Origin of the sequence: Ramlibacter sp. (assembly GCF_028292805.1) — a bacterium.
In the GTDB taxonomy this organism is placed as follows: Bacteria; Pseudomonadota; Gammaproteobacteria; order Burkholderiales; family Burkholderiaceae_C; genus Ramlibacter.
Genome location: NZ_JAQGLS010000241.1, coordinates 1 through 16,052, shown reverse-complemented (window position 1 = coordinate 16,052; position 16,052 = coordinate 1). Strand labels below are relative to the sequence as shown.

Genomic DNA, 16,052 nt, shown 5'->3' with positions numbered 1-16,052 from the left:
CCGACCTACCCGGCCAGCTGCCCGGCCAGCAACACCGCCGCATGCACCGCCGTGCGGCCCGCGCCATCGTGGATCTGGTGGCGGCAGCTGGTGCCGTCGGCCACCACCACCGCATCGGGCGCGGCCCGCACCGCCGGCAGCAGGCTCAGTTCGGCCATCGCCATCGAGACGGCATGGTGCCTGGCCTCGTAGCCGAAGCTGCCGGCCATGCCGCAACAGCTGGATTCGATCAGTTGCGGCTGCACGCCCGGCACCAGCCTGAGCACCTCCAGCACCGGTGCGATGGCGCCAAACGCCTTCTGATGGCAATGCCCGTGCACCAGCACAGCCTGGTTCAGCGGACGCAGCTTGCCGCGCAGTGTCTCCAGCTTGCCGGCCTGGGCTTCGCGCGCCAGGAATTCCTCCAGCAGCAGGGCCTGCGCCGCCAGTGCCTGGGCCGGCGCGCCCAGGCCCATGGCCGTCATTTCGTCGCGCAGCGTCAGCAGGCAGGACGGCTCCAGCCCCACGATCGCGATCCCCCTGGCCGCGAACGGCTGCATGGCCCGCAGCAGCTCGCCGGCCTTGGCCTTTGCTTCATCGACCATGCCGCTGGCCAGGTAGGTGCGGCCGCAGCACAGGTGCTTGCCGTCGCCCCCGTGCTTGGCGGCGATGTGCACGGTGTAGCCCGCCGCTTCCAGCACACGGTGTGCGGCGTGGGCGTTGGCCGATTCGAAGAAGCCGTTGAAGGTGTCGACGAACAGCACCACCGGCTTGTCCGATGCCAGCACCTGCTCGCGCGTCGCGCCGGTCACGCCGCTGTTGAAGAAGTGCCTGGCCTGCCATTCAGGCAAGCCGCGCTTTGCCGAGAAGCCCAGGAATTTCTCGCCCAGCGCGGCCAGCGTGCCGTTTCGGTTGCGCAGGTTCAGCAAGCCCGCGAAGCGGCTGGCCAGCCGCGCGTACTCGGGCAGCTGCGCCACCAGCCGGTCCTTGAGCGACCAGCCGTTTTTCCGGCGATCAGCATGCAGGAACTCGATCTTCATGCGGGCCATGTCGACGCCGGTCGGGCAGTCGCGCTTGCAGCCCTTGCAGCTGACGCACAGGTCCAGCGCCTGCCGCACTTGCTCGCTCGCCAGGCCATCGGGCCCGAGCTGGCCGCTCATGGCCAGCCGCAGGGTGTTGGCGCGGCCGCGCGTCAGGTGCTGCTCGTCGCGCGTGACGCGGTAGCTCGGGCACATGGTGCCGGCGTCGAACTTGCGGCAGTGGCCGTTGTTGTTGCACATCTCCACCGCCTTGGCCAATCCCTTGGCGGGGTCGCCGCCGGTGCCCGGCGCGGTGGTCTGTTCGGTGGCGGGGTCGTTCTGCACGTCCCAGCCGCTCCAGTCCAGCGCCGGCACTAGCGGGATCACCTTGTAGCTTGGCGGAAAGCGCATCAGCCGCGTGTCGTCCATCGCCGGCGGGTTGACGATGCGCTGCGGGCTCAGCAGCGAAATCGGATCGAACAGGCGCTTGATCTCGCCGAAGGCGGCATCGATCTTCGGGCCGAACTGCCACTGGATCCATTCGCCACGGCACAGCCCGTCGCCGTGCTCGCCGCTGTAGGCGCCCTTGAACTTTCGCACCAGCGCCGAGGCTTCCTGCGCGATCTCGCGCATGCGCGGCGCGCCATTGGTGCGCATGTCCAGGATCGGCCGCACGTGCAGCGTGCCGACAGAGGCGTGGGCGTACCAGGTGCCGCGGGTTTCGTGCCGGTGGAACACCTCGGTCAGCGCACTGGTGTATTCGGCCAGGTGCTCCAGCGGCACCGCGCAGTCTTCGATGAAGCTGACCGGCTTGCCGTCGCCCTTGAGGCTCATCATGATGTTCAGGCCCGCCTTGCGCACTTCCCACAGGTTTTTCTGCGCGGTCTCGTCGGGCATCAGCACCACCGAGCCTGGCAGGCCCAGGTCGCCCATCAGCTCCTGCAGCTCGGCCAGTTTGCGCAGCAGCTGCGCCTTGTCGCTGCCGGCGAACTCCACCAGCAGCACGGCGTCGGGGCTGCCGATCAAGGCGCTGCGCACGGTCGGCGCGAACGCGGGGTTCTGCAGCGACAGCTCGATCATCGTGCGGTCGACCAGTTCCACCGCCGTCAGGCTGCCTTCGCCGCCCAGCTTGACGATGTGCTGGGCCGAGTCCATCGCCTGGTGGAAGGTCGGGAAGTTGACCACGCCCAGCACCCTGGCGCGCGGCAGCTCGGACAGCCGCAGCGTCAGGCTCTTGGTCAATGCCAGCGTTCCTTCGCTGCCGATCAGCAGGTGGGCCAGGTTGACGCTGCCGTCGCCGGTGTAGGGCCGCTCGTTCTGGTTGTGGAACACGTCCAGGTTGTAGCCGCCAACGCGGCGCAGCACCTTGGGCCAGCGCTCCTCGATCTCGGGACGCAGCGCCTGGGCCAGGTCGCGTACCCGCTCGCCCATCGCGCGGGCGGCGCCGGTGCTGTCTTCGAAACGGCCGAAGCGGTGCAGCACGCCGTCGGAGGTCCAGGCCTGGGCACCGAGCACGTTGTGCACCATGTTGCCGTAGGCGATGCTGCGGCTGCCGCAGGAGTTGTTGCCGGCCATGCCGCCCAGCGTGGCCTGGGCCGCGGTGGAGACGTCCACCGGGTACCAGAGCTTGAGCTTTTTCAGCTGGGCGTTCAGGCGGTCCAGCACGATGCCAGGCTCCACCGTCACGATGCGCTGGGGCACGTTGATATCCAGCACGTTGCACACGTGCTTGGAAAAATCGATCACCAGCCCGGCGCCGACGGTCTGGCCGCACTGGCTGGTGCCGCCGCCGCGCGGCACCATCGGCACCTTCAGGTCGCGGCAGATGTCCAGCGCGATGCACGTGTCTGCGGCGGTGCGCGGCACGAACACGCCGACCGGCACCACCTGGTAGATGGAGGCATCGGTGGCGTAGCGGCCGCGGTCGGCCGGCGTGAACAGCACCTCGCCGCTGGTTTCGCTGGCCAGCCGCTGCGCCAGCCGGCCGGCCACCTCGTTGCTGGCGCGGGCGACGCTGTCGTAGGCCAGGGCGGCCGCTTCGCGGGTGACCTTCAGGGGCGGCGGCGGCGCGTTCACGAGACCTCGCGCGCGCGCGGCTGCTGTTGCTCCTGGGCGGCGCGCAGCTGTTCCAGCACGGTGTCGCGCTTGTTGCGCAGATGGGCCAGCAGCACGTCGCGCATCGCGGCGGCGTCGCGCGCGACCAGGGCTTCAATCATCATTTCGTGTTCCTGGACGGCACGCTTCCACTTCTCGCCGTCCTGGTTGGAGCGAAAGCGCAGGGCTTGCAGGCGGGCGTTGACCTGGCCGTAGACGCCGGCCAGCACCGGGTTCTTGGCGGCGGCGCTGATGGCGGCGTGGATGCGCGCGTTGATGCTGTAGTAGGCCGACAGGTCGCGCCGGGTGTAGGCGGCCATCATCTCGTAGTGCATGGCCTGGATCTCGGCCAGCTCGGTGACGGTGACGCGCTGGGCCGCCAGCTCGCCCGACATCGCCTCCAGCCCCGCCATCAGCTCGAAGGTGTGCAGCACGTCCGACTCGCGCAGCGACACCGCGATGGCGCCACGATTGGGCAGCAATTCCACCAGGCCCTCGGCGGCCAGCATCTTGATGGCCTCGCGCAGCGGGGTGCGCGACACCGCCAGCTGCTCGGCCAGCTCGCGCTCGTTGAGCTTGGCGCCGGGCGCGATCTCGCCTTCGACCAGCATCTGCCGCAGGCGTTGCGCCACCTGCTCATGGAGGGCGGCGCGGGGGATCACGATCACTTCAGCAGTCATGCCACGGATTTTGTATGCAAACGAAGCTGCTGTCAAAAGCCGATTGGTAGATTCCCTGAGAGGTATATGCCATTGACAAGAAGCTTTTGTATGCAAAAATTGCCGCCATTCCCCGGAGAACCCGACGCATGCTGACCCTTGACTTCCATCCCACCGGCCGCCACTTCCTGCAGATCCCGGGCCCGTCGCCGGTGCCGGATCGCATCCTGCGGGCCATGAGTCTGCCCACCATCGACCACCGCGGCCCGGAGTTCGGGGCGCTGGGGCTGCGCGTGCTCAAGGGCATCCAGCAGATCTTCCAGACCAGGCACCCGGTCGTGATCTATCCGGCTTCGGGCACCGGCGCGTGGGAAGCTGCTCTGGTCAACACGCTCAGCCCCGGCGACCACGTGCTGATGTACGAGACCGGCCACTTTGCCGCGCTGTGGGACAAGATGGCGACCCGCCTGGGCCTGAAGGTCGAGTTCCTCGGCTTGCCGGGCACCGAAGGCTGGCGCAAGGGCGTGCAGGCGCACCTGATCGAGGAGCGCCTGAAGGCCGACACCGGCCACGCCATCAAGGCCGTGTGCGTGGTGCACAACGAAACGTCCACCGGCGCCACCAGCAGCATCCTGGCGGTGCGGCGCGCCATCGACGCGGCCAGGCATCCCGCGCTGCTGCTGGTCGACAGCATCTCCGGCCTGGCTTCGGCCGAGTACAAGCACGACGAGTGGGGCGTGGACGTCACCATCAGCGGCTCGCAAAAAGGCTTGATGCTGCCGCCGGGCATCAGCTTCAATGCGCTGTCGCCAAAGGCGCTGGCGGCCAGCCAGACGGCCAAGCTGCCCAGGGCATTCTGGGCCTGGGACGAGATCGTCGAGATGAACAAGACGGGCTACTGGCCTTACACCCCCAACACCAACCTGCTGTACGCGCTGACCGAAGCCTGCGACATGCTGCTGGATCCGCACCATGGCGGGCTGGAAGGCACCTTCGCCCGGCATCGCCGCTGGGGCGCGGGCGTGCGCGCTGGCGTCAAGGCCTGGGGCCTGGAGATCCAGTGCAACGAAGTGGCCAGCCAGTCGCCGGTGCTCACCGGCGTGATCACGCCGGAAGGCGTGGACGCCGACGCGCTTCGCAAGCTGATCTACGAGCGCTTCGACCTGTCGCTGGGCACCGGTCTGGGCAAGGTCAAGGGCCGCATGTTCCGCATCGGCCACCTGGGCGACTGCAATGACCTGACCCTGATGGCGGCGCTGGCGGGTTGCGAGATGGGCATGAAGCTCATGGGCATCAAGCTGGCCGGCTCGGGAGTGGCCGCCGCGATGGAGTATTTCGCCGGCCACCCGGCCCCGGTCGCCCTGCAGAAGGCGGCGTAACGAAGTCCGGGTGCCGCGAGGCACCCTTTTTTCATTTCACAGGAGACAAACCATGCAACGCAGAACCTTCGTCGCCGGCGCCGCCGCCTCCATCGCCCTGCCCATGTCCGCCTGGGCCCAGAACCTGCCCACCGGCCCGGTGCGCATCATCGTGGGTTTCGCGCCCGGCGGCGGAACCGACATCCTGGCGCGCGTGATCGGCCAGAAGCTTGGCGAGATGTGGAAGACCCAGGTGCTGGTGGAAAACAAGGCCGGCGCCTCCGGCACCATCGCCTCCGACTATGTGTCCAAGCAGCCCGCCGACGGCTCGGTGCTGCACATGGCGCACATCAACAGCCACGCGCTGATGCCCAACCTGCAGAAGCTGGGCTACGACGCCGAGAAGGACTTCCAGCCGATCGCCATGGTGGGCATCACGCCCAACCTGCTGATCTGCGGCCAGATGCAGCCGGCCAGGACCGTCAAGGACCTGGTGGCCTTGTGCAAGGCCAACCCCGGCAAGATCAGCTTCGGCTCGGCCGGACCCGGGTCGGCCCAGCACCTGGCGCTGGAGATGTTCATGCTGCAGGCTGGCGTGAAGGCGATCCACGTGCCATACAAAGGCTCGGGCCCGATGCTGACCGACCTGATCGGCGGCCAGGTGCAGTACAGCTTCGACACGATGACGGCCGCCACGCCGCACGTGAAGAACGGCAAGGCGATGGCCATTGCGCAGACGCGGCAGAAACGCGCCAGCGGCCACCCGACGGTGCCGACGATGGCCGAGTCGGGTTTTCCCGGCTTCGAAGCCACCACCTGGTACGGCCTGGTCGGTCCGGGCAAGATGCCGCTGGCGATGGCCAAGCGCATGAACGAGGACGTCAACAAGGTGCTGGCGATGCCCGACGTGATCGTGAAGCTGGAAGCTTCCGGCGCCGAGGATGGCGGCGGATCGGTCGAGAAGTTCGCCGAGTTCATGCACCTGGAGCAAGCCAAGTGGGCCAAGGTGATCAAGGAAGCCAACGTGAAGGTGGATACGTGAGCCAGGCCGCTGGTGGCGGCCAGCGCCCGCTGCCGCTGGCCGGTGCGTCCCAGCAAGCACGCCTTCCCCTGCAAGGCGTGCGTGTCCTCGACATCTCCCAGGTGATGGCGGGCCCGTATGCCTGCATGCTGCTGGGCGACCTGGGTGCGGACGTGATCAAGATCGAGGCACCTGGCACGGGCGACCAGACGCGCGGCTCGATGGGCTTCAAGATGAAGGGCGCGGACAGCCTCGGCTTCATCAACATGAACCGCAACAAGCGCAGCGTGACGCTCGACCTGAAGACGCCGGCCGGCAAGGAAGTGCTGCTCAAGCTGGCGCAAGAGGCCGACATCCTGGTCGAGAACTACCGGCCCGGCGCGCTGCGCCGGCTCGGGCTGGGCTACGAGGTGCTCAAGGACGTCAACCCGCGGCTGGTCTACACCAGCATCTCGGGCTTTGGCCAGACCGGCCCCTGGGCCGACCGCCCCGGCTTCGACCTGATGGCGCAGGCCATGTCGGGCGTGATGAGCGTGACCGGCTACCCGAACAGCCCGCCGGTGAAGGCCGGCGTGCCGGTGGCCGACATCGGCTGCGCGCTGTTCGCGACCTACGCAACCTTGGCGGCCTACATCGGCGCCAGGGCTTCGGGCCAGGGCCAGCACATTGATGCGGCGCTGTTCGACTCGGCGATGGCGTTCGGCGTCTGGGACATCTGCGACTGGTGGGGCACCGGCAAGCCGCCCGAGCCGCTGGGCACCTCGAACAAGATGACGGCGCCGTACCAGGCGATGGCCTCCTCGGACGGCCACTTCGTGATGGGCGCCAACAACCAGAAGCTGTGGGTGCAGCTGTGCACGCTGATGGAGCGCACCGAGCTGCTGCAAGACCCGCGCTTTTCCACCATCTCGCTGCGGCTGGCCAACCGGCCAGCGCTCGAGGCCGAGCTGGAAAAAACCTTCCGCCAGCAGACCAAGGACCACTGGGTCCAGACCTTGTTGGACCACGGCATCCCCGCCGGCCCGATCCTGAGCTACCCTGAGGCCTTCGGCAGCGAGCATGCCAAGGTGCGCAACATGCGCATGGAGATCGACCACCCGGTGGAAGGCAAGGTGCCCAACATCGGCTTCGCGGTGAAGCTTTCGGGCACGCCGCAGCAGGTGCGCAGGCACCCGCCGCTGCTTGGCGAGCACACCGACGAGGTGCTGGGCGAACTCGGCCTGGATGATCAGGAACGTGCGCGGCTGCGGTCGCAAGGAGCCTTCGGACCATGAGCGAGACCCACCTGCACCTGCGGATCGACGGCGGCGTGGCCCGCGTGACGTTCGACCGGCCCGAGGCGCGCAATGCCATGACCTGGGGCATGTACCAGCGGCTGCACGCGATCTGCGAGCGGCTGCGCGCCGACTCCACGGTGCGGGTGGTCCGGTTCCAGGGCGCCGGCGGCCAGGCCTTCGTGGCTGGCACCGACATCGCGCAGTTCCAGTCGTTCAAGGACGGCGAAGCCGGCGTGGCCTACGAGCGCGGCATCGACGCCGGCATCGCGCTGGTGGAGTCGTTGCCGATGCCGACGGTGGCCGTGGTCGAAGGCTGGGCCATCGGCGGCGGCCTGGCCATCGCCACGGCCTGCGACTTCCGCATCGCCACGCCTGGCACCCGCTTTGGCGTGCCGATTGCGCGCACGCTGGGCAATTGCCTGTCGGCGGCCAATGTGGCGCGGCTGGTGGCGGCGCTGGGGCGGCCGCGGGTCGAGCGGCTGCTGCTGCTGGCCGAGCTGCTGGACGCCGAGGAAGCGCGCGACTGCGGCTTCGTGCTGGAGGTGGTGCCGCCGCAAGAGCTGGACGCCGCCGCCCAGCGGCTGTGCGAGCGGCTGGCGGCGCTGGCACCGGTGACGCAGCGTGTCAGCAAGCACATGCTGAACCGGCTGCTGCGGCAGGATGTGCCCGACGCCGAAGACCTGATCCGCGAGTGCTACGGCAGCGCCGATTTCCACGAAGGCGTGCAGGCATTCGTCGAGAAGCGACCGCCGGTCTGGCGCGGCCGCTGAGGCAGCCGAGGCTCATCTTTTTCGTTTCAATTGCGACCACGGGGTAACTTCATGGTCGCGTGGTTCAATCCTACGCATTGCCGCTCCGGCGCTGCTTACGATGGCCCATCACTGGAGCCAATATGGCCAACGCCCATCCCCTTGCCCCGCCGGCTCAACCCGGCGACCCCATCGACCTGACCAGCTCCGTTGCCGGCGAGGAAGATCCCGGCGCGTCCATCGACCTGGCCGACGCGCCTGCGTTCCCCATGCAGCGCCCGCAGGAGGGCGCCGACAAGACCGAGGACCGGCCCGATGGTGCTTGAAGCCGCGCGGCTGGCCGATTTCGTGGGCCCGCGAACCGGCCCGCTGCCGCCCGCCCGGGCACTGCAGACGCGCAACGGGCGCCTGAGCTACATGATCTCGGGCCGCGGGCCCAGCATCTTGTTGTTCAGCGGCGCGGGCGTCAGCCTGACGGGTTGGCGGCCACTGTTTCCGGCTGTCGCGCGGCTGGGCACGGTGTTCGGCTGGAACCGCTTCGGCATGCAAGGCAGCGACGCGCCGCAGGCGCGGCAGGACGGCGAACTGGTGCTCGGCTCGTTGCGCGAGCTGCTGGCGCACACCCGCGTGCAGCCGCCGTACCTGCTGGTCGCCCATTCACTCGGCGGCCTGTACGCCAACCTGTTCGCGCGCCGCTATCCGCAGGAGGTGGCGGGGGTGCTGTTCCTGGAGGCCACCCACCCGGACGACCGCCAGGTGCTGCGCAAGCACGAGAGCCAGCTGGTGCGCGCGCTCGGCCGCGTGCTGGAGGTGCCGCGGCGGCTGTTCCAGCGCAACGTGCACGCCGAACTGCAAGGCGTCGAGCGGCTGGTGCGCGAGATCGCGACGGCCGGGCCGTTCCCGCCGGTGCCGCTTCGCGTGCTGACTGGCGGGCTGACGCCACGCGTCTCGATGCTGTCGCCGGGTGCGCTCGGCGCCAAGCGTGCGCACCAGCAGGACCTGGCGCGGCTGTCACCGATGGGCGAGCAGGTGATCGCGCACAGGAGCGGCCACTTCCCGCAGCTGTCGCAGCCGGAGCTGGTGCTGCAGGTGCTGGAAGAACTGCTCGAAGTCTGCGCCTGGGACTTCCGCGAACAACGGGCCTAGGAGCTTGGGCGGCAGAAGCTTTTGAGGCCGCCGAGGGCATGCTTTCATGGTGCCGGCGAACCGGTTTTTCGCATGGCCGGCGATGCCCGCGGTTTTGGTGGGCGCACTTGCGACACTTGCACGCTGGCCTTTTGCAGCTTCAGAACGCTCTCAAGGCGCACATCCTTCGCAGGTTCAACGCCGTGCACACGCGTTTCCACTCTGCACCCGCGCTGCAGCCGGCTCAAGCGTGCGGCCATCCCATCTTGAGGCGTAGCGCCGAAGAGGGAAGGATCGTGCCCACCAGAGGCTTTGATGGACCCAATCGAGACGAAGAAGCGCGCGCGTGTGCGCGGCGTACCCGGCGCAATCCGAGGCACGGCTGCTCGCTGAGCGCCAGCAGCCTGGAACATCGGTGGCCAAAGTGGCGCTGGCGAACGGCATCAACGCCAACATGGTGCACACGTGGCGAGGCGAAGGGCGCTGCGGCGCCGAGCGTACGTGCAGAGTTCGTATCGGTTCCCTTGCCCGCGCCGGTGGCCCCGGCGGCGTGGCCCATTCCAATGGAAACAGATCTCCTTGGAGGACTCGCCGCTCGCCAGCAGGGTGGATTTCCGATCTGACGCTCGGTCAGCCGTTCTTCTACCGCAGGCTCCCATTGCTGGCGCCGGCGCTGGCTAAAATGCGCCGTCGGTGCTCGGAGCGTGCACCCCACCGGCGCCGGGTCCGGTGGGGTGCACCCACCCCACGCCATCTGAAGGACAACTCCCTTGAACCATTCTGCCGATGCAGCAGCGGCGCAGCCGCTGCACTTCCATCCCCGTTCCGCCTTGCCGGCGGCTCAAGCTCTCCGCTGGGACCCCGCGGCCGTGCAGGCCTTGCTGGACCTGCCGTTCCCCGAACTGCTGTTCCAGGCGCAAACTATTCACCGCCAGTATCACGACCCGGCGGAGATCGAGCTCGCCACGCTGTTATCGGTCAAGACCGGTGGCTGCCCGGAGGACTGCGGCTACTGCCCCCAGTCCGTGCACTACGACACAGGCGTCACCGCCGGCAAGCTCATGGCGGTGGCGGAAGTGCGTGCCGCTGCAGAACGCGCACGCGAGGCGGGCGCCACGCGCTTCTGCATGGGCGCGGCGTGGCGCGCACCGAAGGACCGCGACGTCGAGGCCGTCGCGGAACTCGTTCGCGCCGTCAAGGAGGTGGGCCTCGAAGCGTGCGCCACGCTCGGCATGCTGGAAGAGGGCCACGCCCGGACGCTGCGCGATGCGGGGCTCGACTACTACAACCACAACCTCGACAGCTCACCGGACTTCTACGGCAACATCATCAGCACGCGCGACTACCAGGATCGCCTGGCCACGCTGGAGCGGGTGCGCAACGCCGGTCTGAGCGTTTGCTGCGGCGGCATCGTCGGCATGGGCGAGTCGCGCCGCCAGCGCGCCGAACTGATCGCGCAGCTGGCGAACCTCATGCCTGACTATCCGGAGTCGGTGCCGATCAACAACCTGGTGAAGGTGGAAGGCACGCCGCTGGCCGACCAGCCGGACCTGGACCCGCTGGAGTTCGTGCGCACCATTGCCGCTGCACGCGTCACGATGCCGCGGGCTCGCGTGCGGCTTTCCGCCGGGCGCCAGCAGATGGACGACGCCGTGCAGGCCCTGTGCTTCGTCGCGGGCGCCAGCTCCATCTTCTACGGCGAGAAGCTCCTGACCACCGGGAACCCGGACGTCGCCCGGGACCGGGAGCTGCTGCGGCGCCTTGGACTGAAAAGCCGGGCAGGCTGAAGACATGACCTGCGCTCGGCACCCAGGCAACGCGAAAGCAGCCTTGCTTCAGTCGGTGCGGCGGGGAGTGCTGACGGACAGAGTCTCCGGTGACGTCCGCTTTGGGCCCGAGCACTAAATTGCGATAGGCAACACCTTCAGCGCGTGGTGGGTGCTGCAGACCGCAACGGGAAGATCCGTCGGAATGTGTGGCAACGCGGGCCTGAAATAGCCCTTGATTCCCTTCAGGAAGGCATGCGGTTCATGCCGTGTTCAGCTTGGCCGAGTGCGCGAGGCTCATCACCGCGGCGGCCCGCCTGCACACCCGCAGCGAGCCGGCAAACGGCCAGTTGTTGCGCCCGATGGCAATCGGTCGTATTTGGTTTTCGACCCGGTTGTTGTCCGCGGGCAGGTTGCCGTCGCCCATGTGGCGCACCAGCGCCCGAGGCTGTAAGTCGACCGCCTTGGCGGTGGCCGATCCCGGCGGTACCGCGCCGCGCCAGGCTCGACCGCCGGGATGGCCCAGGAACTCCGCCCCGCACATCATCGACAAGGGCATCCCCACGGCGCGCCGGTGGCCCAAGTGTTGGTGGCCGAGCATGCCGATCACCTGCCGCTGTACCGGCAGAAAGCGATCTTTGGTAGAGCCGGCTTGGCCGTCCCGTGCTCCACCCTCGCACAGGGGGTGGGCGTCCTCGCTGATGCGCTTCATCTGGCAGCGGCAGGCGCAAACAGTGCTCTCCGGCTCATGGTGCACTTCCCGACGTGGCAGGTCAGCCGGCAGGGCCCGACGCTTGGGCGGGCGGCGCTCGCGCTTGTCGTCCGGCTCCGGGGGCAGCGCCTCGCGCTCTTCGGCCATCGCCTGCAGGTCGGCGCCAAAGGTTTCCTCCAGCAGTTCGCGCCTGCTCGGCGCTGAATCGCTCCGACTGGGCGCCGCGGGCGGGCCGCGCCGAACACGCACCACGCGGCTAACACGGTTTCCGTGCCCGCGCGCATGTCCAGCGGCTCGACCGCGAGCCAGACCGCCTCGATGCGGATCACCCCAGCAGCGCGCGCAGCCAGGCTGCCCATGCGTCGGCGGCTTCCGTCGGCCGAGCCCTGCTCATGCTGAGTTGCCGGACGTCAAATCCAGACTATCGACTGTGTCGCCGATGGAATACGCCAGATGCGCCTCAGGTAGCCATCCGCGCAACGCCGGCGGCAGCAGCAAGCCTTGCTCGGGCAACTACGGCAGCTAGCTTGCGGCCATACGCATGTCACGGTTTGGCTACCCGCAGTTTGCCTTCTGCCGCCCCCGCTCCCAGGTTGCGCAGCGCCTGCCCGCCCCCGAAACTCAATTGCTCCGGCGGCGTGCCGCCCATCGACAGCCGCACCGCGCAGTACTTCAGCTCCGGGATCTTGGCCACCGGGTCGAGCGCGTCGTTGGTGACGCGGTTGATCGCCGCCTCGTAGTAACAGAAAGGCACGAACACCGCGCCGCGCGGCGAGCTCTCGTCGGCGCGGCCGTACAGGCTCACCTTGCCGCGGCGCGACTCGATCGTCAGCAACTCGCCGGGCTTGCCGCCCAGCGCCGCCAGGTCCAGCGGATGGATCAGCGCCACCGGGTCCGGCTCGATCGCGTCGAGCACAGTGGCGCGTCGCGTCATGCTGCCGGTGTGCCAGTGTTCGAGCTGGCGGCCGGTGATCAGCACCATGGGGAACTCGGCGTCCGGCTTCTCGGCGGCGGGGATGATGTCGGCGGGCACGAATCGGGCCCGGCCGCTTTCGCGCGGGAAGTCGTCGACGAACACCACCGACTCGCCCGGATCGCCTTCCTTCATGCATGGGTAGGTGACGGCATGCTCGCGCTCGAGCCGCTCCCAGGTGATGCCGCCAATGCTGGGCATGGTGTGGCGCATCTCGTCGAACACCTCCGACACGTGGCTGTAGTTCCAGTCCAGGCCCATGCCGCGCGCCAGTTCCTGCAGGATCCACAGGTCCTGCCTGGCGTCGCCGGGCGGGTTCACCGCCTGCCGGCCCATCTGCACCAGCCGGTCGGTGTTGGTGAAGGTGCCGGTCTTCTCGGGGAAGGCGCTGGCCGGCAGCACCACGTCGGCCAGGCAGGCCGTCTCGGTCAGGAAGATGTCCTGCACCACCAGATGGTCCAGCTTGGCCAGCGCCTCGCGGGCGTGGTTGGCGTCGGGGTCGGACATCGCCGGGTTCTCGCCCATGATGTACATGCCGCGCAGGCTGCCGGCGTGCACCGCGTGCATCACCTCGACGACGGTCAGGCCCGGCTGCGCGTCCAGCGTGCCGGGCGCCAGCTTCCAGGCCTGCTCGAAGCGCGCGCGCACCTGCGGCTCCACCACCTTCTGGTAGTCGGGCAGCATCATCGGAATCAGCCCGGCGTCCGAAGCGCCTTGCACGTTGTTCTGCCCGCGCAGCGGGTGCAGGCCGGTGCCGGGGCGGCCGATCTGGCCGGTCAGCAGCGCCAGCGCGATCAGGCAGCGCGCGTTGTCGGTGCCGTGCACGTGCTGCGACACGCCCATGCCCCACAGGATCATCGAGGCCTTGGAGGTGGCGTACAGGCGTGCCACTTCGCGCAGCGTCTCGGCCGGAATGCCGCAGATCGGCGCCATCAGGTCGGGGCCGTAGTCCGCGAGGTTGGCGCGCAGCTCGTCGAAGCCGATGGTGCGTTCGGCGACGAAGCCTTCGTCGACCAGCCCTTCCTCGACGATGACGTGCATCATCGCATTGAGCATCGCGACGTCGGTGTCCGGCTTGAACTGCAGGTGGCGGTAAGCAAGCCGCGTGAGGTCGGAAAAGCGCGGGTCGAGCACGACCAGCTTGGTGCCGTTCTTCGCCGCGTTCTTCATCCAGGTGGCGGCCACCGGGTGATTCACGGTCGGGTTGGCCCCGATCACGATGATCACCTCGGCCTTGGTCACGTCCATGACCGGGTTGGACACGGCGCCCGAACCGATGCCCTCCAGCAGCGCGGCGACCGAGGAGGCATGGCACAGGCGGGTGCAGTGGTCCACGTTGTTGCTGCCGAAGCCGGTGCGCACCAGTTTCTGGAACAGGTAAGCCTCTTCGTTGCTGCCCTTGGCCGAACCGAAGCCGGCCAGCGCCTTGGGGCCGACCTGGTCGCGCACCTTGCGCAGCCCGCCGGCGGCCACGGCCAGCGCTTCTTCCCACGTGGCTTCGCGGAACACGTCGAGCACACGGTCCGGCTCGAGCAAGGCGTGCGGCAGCTTGGGCGCGTCGGCGCGGCGGATCAGGGGCACCGTCAGGCGGTGCGGGTGGTTGGCGTAGTCGAAACCGTAGCGCCCCTTGACGCACAGGCGGCCGTGGTTGGCCGGGCCGTCGCGGCCTTCGACGAACAGGATCTTGTCGTCCTTGACGTTGTAGGTGAGCTGGCAGCCGACCCCGCAATACGGGCAGACCGAGGCGACCTGCTTGTCCGGCACGGGCAGGGCGGCTTCGCGCGCCGGCATCAGGGCGCCGGTCGGGCAGGCCTGCACGCATTCGCCGCAGGCCACGCAGGTGGAGACGCCCATGGCGTCGTCCATGTCGAACACGATTTTTGCGTGCTCGCCGCGGTAGGCCAGGCCGATCACGTCATTGACCTGTTCGTCGCGACAGGCGCGCAGGCAGCGCGTGCACTGGATGCAGGCGTCGAGGTTGACGGCGATGGCCGGATGCGTCAGGTCGGGGCCGACCTGGCCACGGGCCGGGAAGCGCGGCTTGCCCAGGTTGAGCTTGAGCGACCAGTCATCCACTTCGTTGTGGCGCGTGTAGTCGGCCTCGGGCATGTCGGACTGCAGCAGTTCCAGCACCATCTTTTGCGAGGCCACGGCGCGCGGGCTGGCGCTGTCGACCACCATGCCTTCGGTCGGGAAGCGGCAGCAGCTCGGGGCCAGCACCCGCTCGCCCTTGACCTCCACCATGCAGGCGCGGCAGTTGCCAGCGGTGTCCAGGCCCGGCTTGTAGCAAAGACGGGGAATCTCGACGCCGGTGCGATCGGCCACCTCGATCAGCGTTTCATCGGCGCGGGCGACGATCTCCTGGCCGTTCAGCATGAAGCGGACGACCGGGGCTTGGATCAGCGCCATTTCGGCGCGAGTGACGGCGTTCATCTGGTTGTCCTTCCTGGACTTTCGTCGTCCCCGCGGAGGCGGGAATGACGGGATCACCCGAGTTCATGCGGAAAATACTTCACCACGCAATCGACCGGATTCGGCGCGGCCTGGCCCAGCCCGCAGATCGATGCGTCGCGCATCACCTGCGACAGCTCCGCCAGCAGCGGCACGTCCCAGCGCGTGCTCTGGATCAGCGCCAGCGCCTTGGCGGTGCCGGCGCGGCAAGGCGTGCACTGGCCGCAAGACTCTTCGCGGAAAAAACGCATCAGGTTGCGCGCCGCGCCCACCGCGCTGTCCTTGTCTGACAGCACGACGACGGCGGCCGAGCCGATGAAGCAGCCGTACGGCTGCAGCGTGTCGAAGTCCAGCGGGATCTCGTTCATGCTGGCCGGCAAGATGCCGCCCGACGCGCCGCCGGGCAGGTACGCATAGAACTGGTGGCCGTCCTGCATGCCGCCGCAGTGCTCGTCGATCAGCTCCTGGATCGTGCTGCCGGCCGGTGCGATCTTGACGCCCGCGCTTTTGACGCGGCCCGAGACCGAGAACGAGCGCAGGCCCTTGCGGCCGTTGGTGCCCTGGCTGGAGAACCAGTCGGCACCGCGCTCGAGCAGCTCGCGCACCCAGTACAGGGTTTCGAAGTTGTGTTCCAGCGTCGGCCGGCCGAACAGGCCGACCTGCGCCACGTAGGGAGGGCGCAGGCGCGGCATGCCGCGCTTGCCTTCGATCGACTCGATCATCGCGGACTCTTCGCCGCAGATGTAGGCGCCGGCCCCGCGCCGCAGTTCGATGCGCGGCATGCCGGCGGACGGCGGCTGGGCCTGCAGCCGCGCGTTCTCTTGCTGCAGCATCGCGCGGCAGCCGTGGTAGTCGTCGCGCAGGTAGAG

The 16,052-nt window shown here is 68.5% G+C and carries 11 protein-coding genes and 2 pseudogenes; 8 read left to right on the top strand and 5 right to left on the bottom strand.

Annotated elements, in window-relative coordinates; translation table 11 throughout:
• Positions 1-5: 5 nt before the first annotated feature.
• Together JWP65_RS15200 and JWP65_RS15195 are read right to left on the bottom strand one after the other, a co-directional pair.
• Positions 6-3,026, bottom strand: coding sequence for an FAD-binding and (Fe-S)-binding domain-containing protein (locus JWP65_RS15200; RefSeq protein WP_299765231.1), 3,021 nt, complete (start codon positions 3,024-3,026; stop codon positions 6-8).
• Positions 3,027-3,070: 44 nt separating this feature from the next.
• Complete coding sequence (locus JWP65_RS15195; protein WP_299765192.1) at positions 3,071-3,772, bottom strand: GntR family transcriptional regulator; 702 nt, start codon at positions 3,770-3,772, stop codon at positions 3,071-3,073.
• A gap of 128 nt (positions 3,773-3,900) precedes the next feature.
• Here JWP65_RS15195 and JWP65_RS15190 point away from each other — a divergent pair, with 128 nt between their 5' ends.
• From JWP65_RS15190 to bioB, 7 genes are all read left to right on the top strand, one after another.
• Positions 3,901-5,130 carry an aminotransferase class V-fold PLP-dependent enzyme gene (locus JWP65_RS15190; RefSeq protein WP_299765190.1) on the top strand — a complete coding sequence of 410 codons (1,230 nt, stop codon included), beginning with the start codon at positions 3,901-3,903 and terminating at the stop codon, positions 5,128-5,130.
• 52 nt (positions 5,131-5,182) lie between these two features.
• On the top strand, positions 5,183-6,151 hold the full coding sequence (locus JWP65_RS15185; protein ID WP_299765188.1) for a tripartite tricarboxylate transporter substrate binding protein: 969 nt from the start codon (positions 5,183-5,185) through the stop codon (positions 6,149-6,151).
• Positions 6,152-6,186: 35 nt separating this feature from the next.
• Complete coding sequence (locus JWP65_RS15180) at positions 6,187-7,404, top strand: CaiB/BaiF CoA-transferase family protein (RefSeq protein WP_299765230.1); 1,218 nt, start codon at positions 6,187-6,189, stop codon at positions 7,402-7,404.
• The gene (locus JWP65_RS15175; RefSeq protein ID WP_299765185.1) at positions 7,401-8,177 is read left to right on the top strand and encodes an enoyl-CoA hydratase/isomerase family protein; all 777 of its coding nucleotides are present in this window, start codon (positions 7,401-7,403) and stop codon (positions 8,175-8,177) included. The genes JWP65_RS15180 and JWP65_RS15175 overlap by 4 nt, the downstream gene beginning before the upstream one ends.
• Positions 8,178-8,299: 122 nt before the next feature.
• A complete protein-coding gene (locus JWP65_RS15170) occupies positions 8,300-8,482 on the top strand; it encodes a hypothetical protein (protein WP_299765182.1) in 183 nt (60 codons plus the stop codon).
• Positions 8,472-9,302, top strand: coding sequence for an alpha/beta fold hydrolase (locus JWP65_RS15165; RefSeq protein WP_299765179.1), 831 nt, complete (start codon positions 8,472-8,474; stop codon positions 9,300-9,302). Before JWP65_RS15170 ends, JWP65_RS15165 begins: the two co-directional genes overlap by 11 nt.
• 809 nt (positions 9,303-10,111) lie before the next feature.
• On the top strand, positions 10,112-11,068 hold the full coding sequence (bioB, locus tag JWP65_RS15160; RefSeq protein ID WP_299765228.1) for a biotin synthase BioB: 957 nt from the start codon (positions 10,112-10,114) through the stop codon (positions 11,066-11,068).
• Between the two features lie 250 nt (positions 11,069-11,318).
• Here bioB and JWP65_RS15155 read toward each other — a convergent pair.
• Positions 11,319-11,537, bottom strand: a pseudogene (locus JWP65_RS15155) (transposase); the annotation flags it as partial.
• 52 nt (positions 11,538-11,589) lie between these two features.
• Between JWP65_RS15155 and JWP65_RS15150 the strand changes: the two are divergent.
• Positions 11,590-11,738 (top strand): annotated as a pseudogene (locus tag JWP65_RS15150) (transposase); the annotation flags it as partial.
• Positions 11,739-12,303: 565 nt separating this feature from the next.
• Here JWP65_RS15150 and fdhF read toward each other — a convergent pair.
• Together fdhF and JWP65_RS15140 are read right to left on the bottom strand one after the other, a co-directional pair.
• Entirely contained in the window at positions 12,304-15,165 is a 2,862-nt protein-coding gene (gene fdhF, locus JWP65_RS15145; RefSeq protein WP_299765177.1) for a formate dehydrogenase subunit alpha, read from the bottom strand.
• A gap of 53 nt (positions 15,166-15,218) precedes the next feature.
• Positions 15,219-16,052 (bottom strand): NADH-ubiquinone oxidoreductase-F iron-sulfur binding region domain-containing protein (locus JWP65_RS15140; protein ID WP_299765174.1); only part of this gene is annotated, 834 nt, incomplete at its 5' end.